The 13,896-nt window shown below is 73.1% G+C and carries 11 protein-coding genes; all 11 read left to right on the top strand.

Annotated features, from left to right (window positions below; translation table 11 throughout):
- The first annotated feature begins 308 nt into the window (after nt 1-308).
- Nucleotides 309-1,949 carry a carboxylesterase family protein gene (locus tag ABZ490_RS34500; protein WP_358999177.1) on the top strand — a complete coding sequence of 547 codons (1,641 nt, stop codon included), beginning with the start codon at nt 309-311 and terminating at the stop codon, nt 1,947-1,949.
- Nucleotides 1,950-2,064: 115 nt separating this feature from the next.
- On the top strand, nt 2,065-3,234 hold the full coding sequence (locus ABZ490_RS34495; RefSeq protein ID WP_358999174.1) for a 3-deoxy-7-phosphoheptulonate synthase: 1,170 nt from the start codon (nt 2,065-2,067) through the stop codon (nt 3,232-3,234).
- A gap of 56 nt (nt 3,235-3,290) precedes the next feature.
- The gene (locus ABZ490_RS34490; protein ID WP_358999171.1) at nt 3,291-4,079 is read left to right on the top strand and encodes a 2,3-dihydro-2,3-dihydroxybenzoate dehydrogenase; all 789 of its coding nucleotides are present in this window, start codon (nt 3,291-3,293) and stop codon (nt 4,077-4,079) included.
- A 95-nt stretch (nt 4,080-4,174) separates the two neighbouring features.
- Entirely contained in the window at nt 4,175-4,798 is a 624-nt protein-coding gene (locus ABZ490_RS34485; RefSeq protein WP_358999168.1) for an isochorismatase family protein, read from the top strand.
- Nucleotides 4,795-6,717 (top strand): anthranilate synthase family protein, encoded by a 1,923-nt coding sequence (locus tag ABZ490_RS34480; RefSeq protein ID WP_358999166.1) that lies wholly within the window; start codon nt 4,795-4,797, stop codon nt 6,715-6,717. The genes ABZ490_RS34485 and ABZ490_RS34480 overlap by 4 nt, the downstream gene beginning before the upstream one ends.
- Before the next feature lie 164 nt (nt 6,718-6,881).
- Entirely contained in the window at nt 6,882-7,937 is a 1,056-nt protein-coding gene (locus ABZ490_RS34475) for a ketoacyl-ACP synthase III (RefSeq protein WP_358999163.1), read from the top strand.
- A gap of 10 nt (nt 7,938-7,947) precedes the next feature.
- Complete coding sequence (locus tag ABZ490_RS34470; RefSeq protein WP_358999160.1) at nt 7,948-8,754, top strand: arylamine N-acetyltransferase; 807 nt, start codon at nt 7,948-7,950, stop codon at nt 8,752-8,754.
- 5 nt (nt 8,755-8,759) lie between these two features.
- Nucleotides 8,760-10,328, top strand: coding sequence for an FAD-dependent oxidoreductase (locus ABZ490_RS34465; protein ID WP_358999157.1), 1,569 nt, complete (start codon nt 8,760-8,762; stop codon nt 10,326-10,328).
- Between the two features lie 80 nt (nt 10,329-10,408).
- Nucleotides 10,409-10,894, top strand: coding sequence for an Rrf2 family transcriptional regulator (locus tag ABZ490_RS34460; RefSeq protein ID WP_358999154.1), 486 nt, complete (start codon nt 10,409-10,411; stop codon nt 10,892-10,894).
- 96 nt (nt 10,895-10,990) lie between these two features.
- Nucleotides 10,991-12,475, top strand: coding sequence for an MFS transporter (locus tag ABZ490_RS34455; RefSeq protein WP_358999151.1), 1,485 nt, complete (start codon nt 10,991-10,993; stop codon nt 12,473-12,475).
- Between the two features lie 163 nt (nt 12,476-12,638).
- A complete protein-coding gene (locus tag ABZ490_RS34450) occupies nt 12,639-13,826 on the top strand; it encodes an MFS transporter (RefSeq protein ID WP_358999148.1) in 1,188 nt (395 codons plus the stop codon).
- Nucleotides 13,827-13,896 lie beyond the last annotated feature (70 nt).

The following is a 13,896-nucleotide window of genomic DNA, read 5'->3' as shown; positions in this document are numbered from 1 at the left end:
TGTGGCGGGAGCTGCCGCCTTGGTGATTACGCCGTAATCACCTGCCGGGGCAGTTCCAGGCCGGATCCGGCCCCCGCCCACTCGGTGGGAACGGGACACCGGGCGTCGGGCACGGCGCAGTGTACGGCGCGGCAGCGGCCCTTCCGGCCGATCCGTGCCCGGTTGAGTCAGCTCCGCGGACCGCCCGGTCGACGAGCTGACGGACTCCGTGGGGCAGCTGACGGATTGCCGGGGCGCTCTTTGGCGACCCCCGAGCCGGCGGCACACGATCGGCGCACCAAGCCGTCCCCGTGTCCGAGGAGTTCACCATGGCCAGCCAGCCGCAGGCCGAAGCCGAGCGGCGGGGCGTGTCCCCCGCCGTCGCGGCCCCGCCCCGCCCCCGCGCCGCCGAGCCCCGGGTGGTGGTGCGCACCTCGGCCGGGCTGATCGCGGGCGAACGAGTCGGCCGTGGTGCCGTCTTCCGCGGTGTCCCCTACGCACGGCCGCCGCTGGGCCCCCTGCGCTTCGCCTCCCCGCGGCCGCCCGAGTCCTGGCACGGGGTGCGCGACGCCGTGCGCTTCACCGACGTCTCCCTCCAGAGCGTCATCCCCAACCGGCCCGTGCCGCCCAGCAGCGAGGACTCGCTGTACGCCAACGTCTGGACACCCGACCCCGGCGGCAGCCTGCCGGTCCTGGTCTACATCCACGGCGGCGGCTGGCAGGCGGGCGCCGGCAGCATGCCCGCGTACGACGGGGCCCGGCTCGCCGAGCGCGGCGACCTCGTCGTCGTCACCTTCAACTACCGGCTCGGCGTCCTCGGCTTCGGCCTGCACGAGGAACTCACCGACCCGGACACCGGCCACTTCGCCAACTGGGGTCTGCAGGACCAGAAGGCGCTGCTGCGCTGGGTGCACGCCAACGCCGCCGCCTTCGGCGGGGACCCGGGCAACATCACCGTGTGCGGCACCTCCGCGGGCGGCGCCACCGCCTGGCAGCTGGCCCTGCTGCCCGAGCTGCGCGGGCTGATCCGGCGCATCGTGTCCATCAGCCCCAGCCATGCAACCCCGCCCGCGACCGCCCTGACACCCGAGGACGCCCGTACCGCGTACGAGGCCGTCGCGGGCCGGCTGGGCACCACCGTCGCCGGTCTGCGCGAGGTGCCGGCCGCCGCGCTCGCCGCGGCCTGGGAGGAGCTCTTCGCCCCGCGCCCCGAGGAGCGGATCGTCGCCAGCGGGCGCTGGTACCGCGGCCCGGTGGTCGACGGGCGCACCACGCCCGCCCACGACCACCGGCTGCCCGGCCCCGAAGTGCCCGTGCTGTCCGTCCACACCCGCACCGAGGGCTCCTTCTACACCGGCCCGGCCTCCCCGCAGCCTGCCCCCGCCCCGCGCGGGGAGGCCGAGCTGCGCCGGGCCGTGCGCGAGGTGCTGTCGCTGGGCGAGCCCGGCGCGGACGACCACCTGGCGGAGACCTGCGTCGCCGCCTACCGGGCCGCCGCCGTGGACGCCGGCCTGCCCCGCGACCCGCTCACCCTGTGGACCGAGATCTGGGGCGACGCGTACTTCCGGCACCAGATCGTCCGGTTCGCCGAGCGCCACGCCCGGCACGGCGACTCCCCCCTGTACACGATGGAGTTCGCCCACGAGGCCCGCCCGCCGCACTTCGGCACCCCGCACGAGGCCACCTCGCCGTTCCTGTTCGGCACGCACCGGCTGCCGCAGTTCGCCCAGATCCTCGGCGACGGCTCCGTGGAGCGGCTGTTGTCCGACGTGTTCATCGACGCCGTGGCCGCCTTCGCCCGTACGTCCGTCCCGCGCACCCCGAACACGCCGGACTGGCGGCCGTTCACACCGGACGCCCCGAGCACGCTCGTCCTCGGCGGGCCCGGGGTCGTCGAGGTCGCCCACCCGGCCAAGCTCGCCCAGCTCGGCTTCTGGGACGCGGTGGGCTGGGCGCCCCGCCCCCACTGACCCGCACCCTCTCCGACCTTCTCCCGTACCCGTACCCCCTGTTCACCCTGTCCGCACCCGTATCCGCAGCCGTGGCGTGCGCCGCGCTGCCAGCCGTCCGTGTCTGGAGACAACCGTGGACGATTCCTTGCTCGACATCGAATTGAAGATCACCCCACAACAGCCGCAGTGGGACGACCTGGCCCAGGTGGGCCGGGTCCGCTCGGACCTGGCGAGCCGTCCTCCTCTGGTGAGCGTCGACGACGTACGCACCCTGCGCAGGCGGCTCGCCCGGGTGGCGGCCGGCGAGGCCCTGGTCGTGCAGGCCGGGGACTGCGCCGAGAACCCCGAGGAGTGCACCGCCGGGCACGTCACCCGCAAGGCGGCCGTGCTCGACCTGCTCGCCGGGGCGCTCCGGCTCATCAGCGGCAAGCCCGTGATCCGCGTGGGCCGCATCGCCGGACAGTTCACCAAGCCGCGCTCCCGGCCCACCGAACTGGTCGGCGGCCTCGAACTGCCCGTCTACCGCGGCCACCTGGTCAACGGCCCCGACCCCACCCCGGAGGGCCGACGCCCCGACCCGCTGCGCCTGCTGACCGGCTACATGGCGGCCGACGAGATCATGTGCCACCTCGGCTGGCGCCTGCCCGCCCCGCCCGACCGCATCGACCCCGAGGTGTGGACCAGCCACGAGGCGCTGCTGCTCGACTACGAGGTCCCGCTGCTGCGGCGGGAGGACGACGGCATGCTGCTGTCCTCCACCCACTGGCCGTGGATCGGGGAGCGCACCCGGCAGCCCGAGGGCGCCCACGTCGCCCTGCTGGCCGGCGTGACCAACCCGGTGGCCTGCAAGGTCGGCCCGACCACCAGCGTCGAGGACCTGCTGGAGCTGTGCCGGCGACTGGACCCGCGGCGCGAGCCGGGGCGGCTCACCCTGATCGCACGCATGGGCGCCGACAAGGTCGCCGACGCGCTGCCGCCGCTCGTCGAGGCGGTGCGTGCGGCCGGGCACCCGGCGATCTGGCTCACCGACCCGCTGCACGCCAACACCGTCACCACCCCCGGCGGGTTCAAGACCCGGTACGTGGAGGCGGCCGAGCGCGAGGTCGCCGCCTTCCACCACGCGGTCGTCCACCACGGCGGCATCGCGGGCGGACTGCACCTGGAGACGACGCCCGACGCCGTCCTGGAGTGCGTGTCCGACGCGAGCATGGCCGACCGGGTGGGCGACGCCTACGAGAGCTTCTGCGATCCGCGGCTCAACGCCGGCCAGGCCGTCTCGGTGGTCTCGGCCTGGCCGGCGTGAACCGCCCCGTGTCCGACCGTCCCCGCGCGCACGGCATGCAAAGGAGAACGCACGACATGCACAGCGAGAGCGCAAGCGAGAGCAGACTGGCCCTGGTGACCGGCGCCGCCGGTGGCATCGGCGAGGCCGTCGCCCGGGTCCTGGGCGAACGGGGCGTCGCCGTGGCCGCCGTCGACCGGGACGCCGAGCAGCTCGGCGAGGTCATCGGCAAACTCGGCGCGGACGCGCTGCCGGTGGCGCCGTTCCCGGCCGACGTGACCGACGGCGCGGCGGTGGAGGCCGTCGTCGCCGAGATCGAGAAGCGCCTCGGCCCCGTCGACTACCTCGTCAACGCGGCCGGTGTGCTGCGGCTCGGCGAGGTCAGCACGTTCAGCGACGACGACTGGGCCAGCACGTTCGCCGTCAACACCACGGGGGTCTTCCATCTGTCGCGCGCGGTGGTGAGCCGTATGGTGCCGCGCGGGCGGGGAGCCGTCGTGACCGTCGCCTCCAACGCGGCGGCAACGCCCCGCAGCGGGATGGCCGCGTACGCCGCGTCCAAGGCCGCCGCGGAGATGTTCACCAAGAGCCTCGGGCTGGAGGTGGCGCGGTACGGGATCCGGTGCAACATCGTGGCGCCGGGGTCCACGGACACGCCGATGCTCAGCTCCATGTGGCACGACGACTCCGGGCCGCGGGCCACGCTCGCCGGGAACCTCGACGCCTTCCGGGTCGGCATCCCGCTGGGGAAGCTCGCCCAGCCGCAGGACGTGGCTCGTGCCGTCGCCTTCCTGCTGTCCGATCAGGCGTCGCACATCACCCTGCACACCTTGACCGTCGACGGCGGCGCGGCGTTGGGCGCCTGAGCGCTCCGCCGGAAAGGCGGTTCGCATGCGGACCTCATCTAACCCGCTCAGTGGCTCCGTCATCCGAAACTGCAGGAAAGGAAACCGAGTTCGTCATGGCCGGACTTCCGCCCATCGCGTCGTACCCCCTGCCCACCCCGTCCGAACTGCCCGCCAACACCGCGCCGTGGATTCCCGACCCGGAGCGTGCGGTTCTGCTCGTGCATGACATGCAGCGTTACTTCCTCGAGCCGTTCCCCGATCCTCTGCGCGGCCAACTCGTCGAGAACGCGGCGCAATTGCGGGATCGGTGTGCCGAGCTCGGGGTGCCCGTCGCCTACACCGCCCAGCCCGGCGGGATGAGCGAGCACCAGCGCGGGCTGCTCAAGGACTTCTGGGGGCCGGGCATGCGGCCCGCGCCCGCCGACCGCGAGGTGGTCGACGCGCTCGCCCCCCGCGACGGGGACTGGCTGCTCACCAAGTGGCGTTACAGCGCCTTCCACCAGACCGACCTGCTCACCCGGATGCGGTTCCACCGGCGCGACCAGCTCATCGTCTGCGGGGTCTACGCCCACGTCGGCGTGCTGGTCACCGCGGTCGAGGCGTTCAGCCACGACATCGAGACGTTCCTGGTTGCCGACGCCGTCGCCGACTTCGACGAGAGCCACCACCGGATGGCCGTCGAGTACGCCGCCGCGCGCTGCGCGGTCGTCACCACCACCAAGGAGGTCCTCGCATGACCGGCACCCGCGCCTGCCACCCCGACCAGGGCGGTCCGCTCGACGACATCCTCGGCCCCACGCCGCCGCCGTTCGCCCTGCTGTACCGCCCCGAGGCGACCGGCACCGGGGTACTGGACGTCCTGGTGGGCGAGGTGAGCGAGCACCGGACACTGGCCGGTATACCGCTGCCGGCGCCCACCGCGGGCACCGGCGGCCCACGGCACGACGTCCTCGCCCTCGTCCCGTACCGGCAGATATCCGAGCGCGGCTTCGCCGGGCACGACGACGGCACCCCGCTGGTGGCGCTGAGCGTCACCCGGCAGGAGACGGTCCCGCTGGCCGCCGCACTGCAACTGCTGCCGGACGAGCCCATCCGGACGGCCGCAGGCCGCTTCGACGTCGACGACGACGCCTACGCGCAGACCGTCCGCCGGATCATCGCCGACGAGATCGGCACCGGCGAGGGCGCGAACTTCGTCATCAAGCGCACCTTCACCGCCGACATCTCCGACTACACCCCACGCAGCGCCCTGAGCTTCTTCAAGCGGCTGCTGGAGCGGGAGAAGGGCGCGTACTGGACGTTCGTCGTGCACACGGGTGAGCGCACGCTGGTCGGGGCCACGCCCGAGCGGCACATCAGCGTGCAGGGCGGGACCGCGGTGATGAACCCGATCTCGGGGACGTACCGCTATCCGGCCTCCGGGCCCACCCTGCCGGAGGTGATGGACTTCCTCGCCGACCGCAAGGAGGCCGACGAGCTGTACATGGTCGTCGACGAGGAACTGAAGATGATGGCCCGGATCTGCCCGGGGGGCGGGCGGGTCACGGGACCCTTCCTGAAGGAGATGGCCCGTCTCGCGCACACCGAGTACTTCATCGAGGGGCGCACCGACCGCGATCCGCGCGAGGTGCTGCGGGAGACGCTGTTCGCGCCGACCGTGACCGGCTCGCCGCTGGAGAGTGCCTGCCGGGTCATCGGCCGGTACGAGCGGGAGGGGCGCGGCTACTACAGCGGGGTCGTCGCCCTGATGGGCAGGGACGCCGAGGGCCGCTCCGCCCTCGACTCGGCGATCTGCATCCGCACCGCCGACATCGACGCGGCCGGCACGCTGCGCATCGGCGTCGGGGCCACCCTGGTGCGCCACTCCGACCCGCTGTCCGAGGTGGCCGAGACCCGAGCCAAGGCGGCCGGGCTGCTCGCCGCGCTGGAGGGTGGGGACGGGGGCCGGTTCGCGGCCCACCCGCAGGTGCGGCGGGCGCTGAAGCGGCGCAACGAGACCATCGCCGGCTTCTGGCTCGCCCAGGACACACCGCCCGCCGGGCAGACGGCGCTGCCGCCGGGCCGCCGGGTGCTCGTGGTGGACGCCGAGGACACCTTCACCTCGATGATCGGGCACCAACTGCGCTCCCTGGGGCACGAGGTGACGGTCCGCCGGTACGACGAGCCGTACGATCTCGAGGGTCACGACCTGGTCGTGATGGGGCCGGGGCCCGGTGATCCGCGCGATCTGTCCCACCACAAGATCGCCCATCTGGACGCCGCGACCGGCAGGCTGCTGGCCGAGCGCCGGCCGTTCCTCGCGATCTGCCTCAGCCATCAGGTGCTCAGCCGCCGGCTCGGCCTGCACCTGCGCCGCCGGGCCGTCCCCAACCAGGGCGTGCAGGTGGACGTGGATCTCTTCGGGCGGCGCGAACGCGTCGGTTTCTACAACACGTTCGCGGCCGTGAGCGCTGAGGACAAGACGGAGGCGGGCGGCACCGGCGTGGTCGAGATCGCCCGCGACCCGGAGAGCCAGGAGGTGCACGCGCTGCGCGGCGAGTTCTTCGCCTCGATGCAGTTCCACCCCGAGTCGGTGCTCACCCAGAACGGGGTGGCCATCATCGGTGACCTGGTGCGAGGCCTGCTGGCCGGCCTCCCGGTGGCGCCCGCGGCGTGACATCCCCGCGGTCGGCCCGGCACCCGGTGCCGGGCCGGCCGCCCCAGCTGACGTACTCCCCGGCGACCTGACGGCTTCGCCGTCCGGGCTTTGTCCGCGGCCGGGCGGTCTCGGGAGCATCGGGCTGCGCGGGGAGGCCCGAACTCCGACGGAAGGGTCACACAATGATCACCACGGGTACGGCCCGGAGCGGCCGGCCGAACACCGGCATCGCCATCCTGGGCACCGGCTCCTGTCTGCCCTCTCATGTGGTCGGCAACGACGAGGTGGCAGCCGCCGCCGGGGTCACCGACGAATGGATCGTCCGCAAGACCGGGATACGAAGCAGGCGCCGGGCCAAACCGGACGAGGCCACCTCGGACCTGGCCGTCGCCGCAGGCCGCGCTGCGATGGAGGCCGCCGGCATCGGCGCCGCGGACCTCGCGCTGATCGTCGTCGCCACCTCCACGCCCGACCAGCCCCAGCCGGCCACCGCCAGCGTGGTCGCCGACGGCCTCGGGGCGGGCCACGGCACCGCCGCCTTCGACGTCAACGCCGTCTGCAGCGGCTTCGTGTTCGCGCTGAACGCCGCCCAGCACCTCCTCGCGGGCTCCGACTCACCGTACGCGCTGGTCATCGGCGCGGACATCTACTCCCGCATCCTCGACCCCGCCGACCGGCGTACCGCGATCCTCTTCGGCGACGGCGCCGGCGCGGTGGTGCTCGGGCCGGCCCGGCCCGGTCACGGTCTGCTGGCCGGACGGCTGGCCGGGTTCGGTGCCGAACGCGATCTGATCGAGGTGCCGGCCGGGGGCAGCCGGCTGCCCGCGAGCGCCGAGACCCTCGCCGAGGGCCGGCACTACTTCACCATGAACGGGCGCGGTGTCCGCGACTTCGTGAACGCCACGGTCACCCCGGCCATCACCGCCTTCGTCGAGGAGTCCGGCTTCGGCGCCGGCGACCTCGACCACTTCGTGCCGCACCAGGCCAACGGCCGGATGCTGGAGGCCCTCTCGGCCACCCTCGGCATCCCCGACGGCCGCACCCGCTACACCTACGAGGACTTCGGCAACACCGGAGCCGCATCCGTCCCCATCACCCTCGACCACACGGCCCGCTCCGGGCGGATCGGCGACGGGGACCTCGTACTGCTGGCCGGTTTCGGCGGTGGCATGGCGATGGGCCTGTCGCTGCTGCGCTGGCAGCTCAACCACCCCTCGACCACCACCCCCGACCTCTAAGGAGACAGTGATGTCGGACGCCATCATGGACGACTACCTGCGCCGCATCGGCGCCAAGCGGCCCGAGCGGGCGGACCTCGAAGGACTGCGCCACCTGATGGAGCGTCACCTCCTGTCGGTGCCCTTCGAGAACCTCGACTACCACATCGAGGGCACGGACATTTTCATGGACGAGCGCGTCCTGGAGAAGATCGTGTACGGCAACCGCGGCGGCGGCTGCTACGAGGTCAACCCCGCCCTGTACTTCCTGCTGACCTCGCTCGGCTACGAGGTCGACATCCTGCCGGGCTGGGTGCACCGCCCGGGCGGTGTGCTCGGTCCCTTCCTCGGCCATCTGGCGCTGCGCGTGAAGGCGGACGGCGAGGACTGGCTGGTCGACGTCGGCTTCGGCCGCAACAGCCGTTTCCCGCTCAACCTGGCCTCCCGCGAGGTGCAGCACGACCCGCACGGCGAGTACCGGCTGCACGACGCGGACGACGGCGCCGTCGACGTGTACCTGGGCGGCAAGCCGCTGTACCGGGTCGCCGACCGCCCGGTGACCATCCCCGACTTCGCGCCCACCCTGTGGTGGTACCGCACCTCTCCCGACTCCTCCTTCCTGCAGGGCTTGTTCTGCTCCATCCGCACCACCGACGGCCTGGTCACCCTCAAGGCCAACCAGCAGGTCAGCATGGTCGCGGGCGAGGAGCGCTCCAAGCGCACGCTCGCCGACGAGGCCGAGGCGCTGGCGGCGTACAAGGAACACTTCGGCATCGTCCTGGACCGGCTGCCGAAGGAGCCCGCCGGGGGCATCACCGCCGGGGTGCGCACGGAATGAGCGCCATGACCGAGAACACCGCGCCCGACATGGACGTGCTCGTCGTCGGCGCCGGCCCCACCGGACTGCTGACCGCCGTGGAGCTGATGCGCCGCGGCGTACGGGTCCGCGTCATCGACCGCGCCGAGGCACCGTCGACCACGCCCAAGGCGCTGTCCGTGTGGCCGCGCGCCCTCGACATCCTCGAGGACGCGGGGCTGGCCGACGGCGTCGTACGCGAGTCCGTGCGGGTGAACCGGCTGAGCTACTTCTCCGAACGCAGGCCGCTCGCCTCCTTCGCCCTGACCGAGGACACCGCCTGCCGGGTGCTCCCGCAGCACGTCACCGAGCGCCTGCTCGCCGAGCGGTTCGCCGAGCTCGGCGGGAAGGTGGAGCGCGGGATGCGGCTGCTGGCCCTGGAGGGCGTGGACCACGGCGGCGACATCGGCGCGAGCGACGGCGTCACCGCCGTGGTGGAGCTGCCCGACGGTGGTGTCGACCGGATCCGGGCGCCCTTCGTCGTCGGCGCCGACGGCGCCGGCAGCGCGGTGCGCGGCCAGCTCGGCATCGGCTTCCAGGGCAGCACGTACGAGATGGCCTTCGCGCTGATCGACGCACGTGTCGAAGGCCACCTCCCGCCGGACGAATGCCTGTTCTACCAGGCGCCCAGCGGCGCACTGGTCGTCGTGCCGATGCCCGGCGGCGTCCACCGCTTCCTGTCCGTGATGCCGCAGGGCCGGCGCGAGGTCTCCCTGGAGATGATGCAGGAGATCCTCGACGAGCGCGGGCCGCGCGGGGTGCGCCTGACCGAGGCGGTGTGGCACGCCGTGTTCCGGGTGCACGCGCGGCACGCCTCCGACTTCAGCACCGGACGCGTCTTCCTCGCCGGAGACGCCGCGCACGTGCACAGCCCGGCCGGCGGCCAGGGGATGAACAACGGCCTGCAGGACGCCCAGAACCTGGGCTGGAAGCTGGCCGCGGTCATCCAGGGCCGTTCGCCCGCCTCGCTGCTCGCGAGTTACGGCACCGAACGCTCGGAGGCCACCCGGCAGATCGTGCGCGACACCCACTTGCAGACCCGGGCCTGGGTGGCCGACAGCCGGGCCAAGGTGCTCGCGCGGGACGCCGCTTTCCGGTTCCTCGACCGCACCGGTGTCGTGTCGCGGTTCTACACGCCGGTGATGGCCGGACGGCGCCTGGCCTACCCGCCGGTGCGCGACACCCAGCGGCCCTCGGGGCTCGCCGGCTGCCGGCTCACGGGCCGGATACCGGGCGGCCTCAAGGACGGCGCCGTCTTCCCGCGTCGGCAGGCGCTGGCGTACGGCGTCAGCGGGCCGGACGTCGACCCGCGGGCCTGGACGCTGGTGCTCGCGCCGCCCTCGGACGCCTGGCGCACCGAGGCCGGGCATGTCGTGGGCCGGTACGGCGCAGCCGTGCGCACGGTCGTGCTGCGCCGGCGCGAGAGCTCCCACGCCACCGGCTGCCGCAGTGCCGGCTACTGGCTGGTGCGGCCCGACGGGCATATCGCCGCGCACGGCCACGAGGCCGATCTCGGCCGACTGGCAGCCGAGCTGAAGCAGGCTCTGACCAGCTAGAACGGGCGTGGACCGGGCGACTTGACACTAAAAGAGGCGAGCCCTGTCAGCGGACATCGTGGATGCGTAATGTCCAGGACATGAAGCTGAGAGAGGGCGTGGAATGGGCAGTGCACTGCTGCATGAACCTGTCCTGGATCCTTCCTGACAGGGCGGTGCCGGCCGTCCGGCTGGCCGAGTTCCACGACCTGCCCACGGCCTATCTGAACAAACAGTTGAACGCGCTGGGACGAGCCGGCATCGTCTCGTCCCGCTCAGGCCCGCGCGGCGGATTCCGTCTCGGCCGCGCACCGGAGGAGATCTCCCTGATGGATGTGGCGGCAGCCATAGACGGCTCGGCACGGGCCTTCCTGTGCACGGGCATCCGCCACCAGGGCCCGGCCGGCGACTTGGCCGGCCCGGCCGTCCACCGCACCACCTGCACCGTCGCCCAGGCCTTCTCCCAGGCGGAGCTGGCCTGGCGGCACAGGCTGGCGGACCGCACGATCGCCGCTCTGGCGGACGAGGTCCGGCGGGCCGACCCGGCCGTGCCGGACCAGGTACGCCGCTGGTTCGACCAGACCTGAGCAAGCCGCACAGCCGCACAGCCGCACAGCCGCACCCCGGCACCCCCGGTATCTCGTACCGATTCCCCTTGTGACCCCGTAGTGAAAGGCACAGTCATGCCGTCTTCGGCCACAGGCGCCGCCACCGAGGCACCGCGCCGGCGCCCTGGACTCCTCCTGGCGCTGCTGGCGTTCGCCCAGCTGATCATCTCCATCGACTACAACATCGTCTACGTCGCGCTTCCCGAGATCGGTGACGGGCTCGGATTCTCCGCCCAGACCCTGCAGTGGGTGATCAGCGCGTACGCCGTCGCCTTCGGCGGGTTCCTGCTGCTCGGCGGCCGGGCCTGCGACCTGTGGGGGCCGCGCCGCATCTTCGTCCTCGGCCTGTCCCTGTACGGGGTGTCCTCGCTGCTCGGCGGCCTGGCCTCCGACCCGTGGACGCTGGTCGCGGCCCGCGCGGTGCAGGGCATCGGCGGCGCGTTCCTCTTCCCCGCCACCCTGACCCTGGTCTCCACCAGGTTCGCCGAGGGCAAGGAGCGCAACCGCGCCTTCGCCGTGTGGGGCACGGCAGGCGGCTCCGGGATGATCCTCGGCTCGCTGCTGGGCGGCGTCCTCACCCAGGCGTTCGGCTGGGAGTCCGTGTTCTTCGTCAACGTGCCCCTGGCCGCCCTGGCGATCCTGTTCGCCTTCCCGCTGATCGCCCGTGACGAGATGGGCGGCACCCGTCGCTCCTTCGACCTGGGCGGTGCCCTGACCGCCACCGTCGGCACCACCTCCGTCGTCTTCGCCGTGGTCCAGGGCCCGGAGTCGGGCTGGGGCTCGGGCATGGTGGTCGGTGCCTTCGTGCTCGGCGCGGTGCTGCTGGTCTCCTTCTTCGCCATCGAGAAGCACAGCGCCGACCCGCTGATGCCGCTGCGCCTGTTCGGCAACCGCAACCTGGCCACCGGCTCCGCGGTCACCTTCTTCTACATGGCGACCTTCGGTACCCTGCTCTACTTCCTCACGGTCTACTTCCAGGGCGTGCACGGCTACAGCGCGCTGGAGACGGGTCTGGCCTTCCTGGTCCCGATGGTCGCCATCTCCATCGGCGCCCAGACGGCCGGCCGACTGGCCACCAGGTTCGGCCTGCGCGCCATCATGATCGCCAGCCTGCTGGTGGGGCTGGTCGGCACGGTCATCGTCGGCCTGACCCTGGCGACCGACGGCTCCTACGTCTCGCTGATCCCCGGCATGATCGTCATGGGGCTCGGCCAGGGCGCCGGCTACACGCTGATGTTCGGCGCCGCCACCGTCGGCGTGGACCCGATGGAGCAGGGCATCGCCTCCGGCCTGGCCTCCACCACGCAGCAGATCGGCGGCGCGGTCGGCCTCGCGGTCCTGGTCGCCATCGCCAACTCCGGCCTCGGCGGCCTCCACGGCGAGGCGCTGCGCTCGGCCACCACCGACGGACTGCGCACCGCGGTGTTCGTCGCCGCGGCCGGCATCGCGCTCACCGCGCTGGTCGCTCTCGGTCTGCAGAAGCCGGTCAAGGACCGGGCCGTCGCCCAGGGCGGGGCCGCGTCCGCTGCCGCCGACGAGCCGCAGACCGCCCAGGTCTGACTCCGGACGCCGGACCTCCGCACCCACCATTCCCCCGCCTGGTGCGGGGGTTCGGCATGCCAGGCGTCCACCGTCAGCCGTCGACTTCTCTCGTGTGCAAGGGACTTGACGCATAGCGGGGTCGCCGATTGCCGACGGTCCAGGCCCCTCGGACGATCGGTGTATGTCGAAAACATCGGTTGCCGAGGTGTCGTCCCCGGCCGCACCGCGCACCGCGCCGCTCGCCGCGACCACCGCGACCGTCTCCGTCATGGGCGTGCTCGTGGTGGGCCAGATGTACGTGACCATCCCGCTGATGCCCGAACTCGCCGGCGTCTGGGGCGTGTCGGCCGTCTCGGCCGCCGCCTCGACCACCGCGTTCGCCTTCGCCCACGCGGTGGGCTCGCTCGTCAGCGGGCCGCTGTCCACCCGCTGGGGGCGGCGCAACGTGATGGTGGTCAACGTCCTGGCCATGGCCCTGATCACTGCCGTCCTGCCGCTGGCCGCCTCGCTGGGCGCCGGAGTCGCCCTGCGCGCCGCGCAGGGCCTGTTCGCGGGCTCGTTCATCCCCATGTCGTACGCCTATCTGCACGCCCGCATCGCCCCGCACCGCGTCTCCCTCGCCCTGACCGTGGTCTCCGCCTGCATGGGGGCCACCGTCCTGATCGGCCAGCTCGAGGCGCAGCTCGTGGCGTCGCTGGTGGGCTGGCGCTGGGTGTTCTGGGGGACCGTGCCGCTGCTGCTGGCCGGCGCTGCCGTCTCCTGGCGGGTGCTGCTGCCCGAGGAGCGACAGGGCACCGGCACCGGCGGGCTGTCCGGCCTCAGGCCCGCCCTGGGCGCCCGGATGATTCCGCTGTACCTGGTCATCCTGGTCGGTGCGGGCAGCCTGACCGCCGTCTACACCGGCGTCCAGTTGTACGGGCCCGCCTCCGTGGCGGGCGGCGGCGCACCGCTGCTCGCTCTGCGCGCCAGCGCCCTGCCGGCGCTCCTCGGCGCCGTCCTGGCCGCCTCCGCCCTCGCCCGCTTCCCGGCGCCCCGGCGCGCCGCCGTGGCCCTCGTGGTGACCGTCGCCGCGATGCTGGCCGCCGCCGCGGCCCGGGACGACGCGGTCCAGCTCGGTGCCGCCCTGTTCGTGTTCATGGCGGGCTTCGCCACGCTCGGCCCCGCGCTCATCCAGTCGGTCGGCGCCCGCGCCGGAGCGGCCGCCCAGACCACCGCGATCGCCCTGTACGGCTTCACCCTCAACGTGGGAGCCGGTGCGGGCGCCCAACTCGCCGCGCTCTTCGACCGGTTCACCCCGCTCGCCCTGCTCCTGGCGGCTGCCCTGGCGCTCGCCGTCGGCGGTGTCGTACGAGGCGCTCGTACGACCTGACGCACTCCCCGGCGCTTCGTTGCCGCATCCGGGCCCGGCGCCCCACGATGCGGACAGCGCCGCCCGCTCC

It is taken from the genome of Streptomyces sp. NPDC005811, from assembly GCF_040630405.1.
Taxonomy (GTDB): Bacteria; Actinomycetota; Actinomycetes; order Streptomycetales; family Streptomycetaceae; genus Streptomyces.
This window is presented reverse-complemented; position numbering and strand designations above follow the sequence as displayed.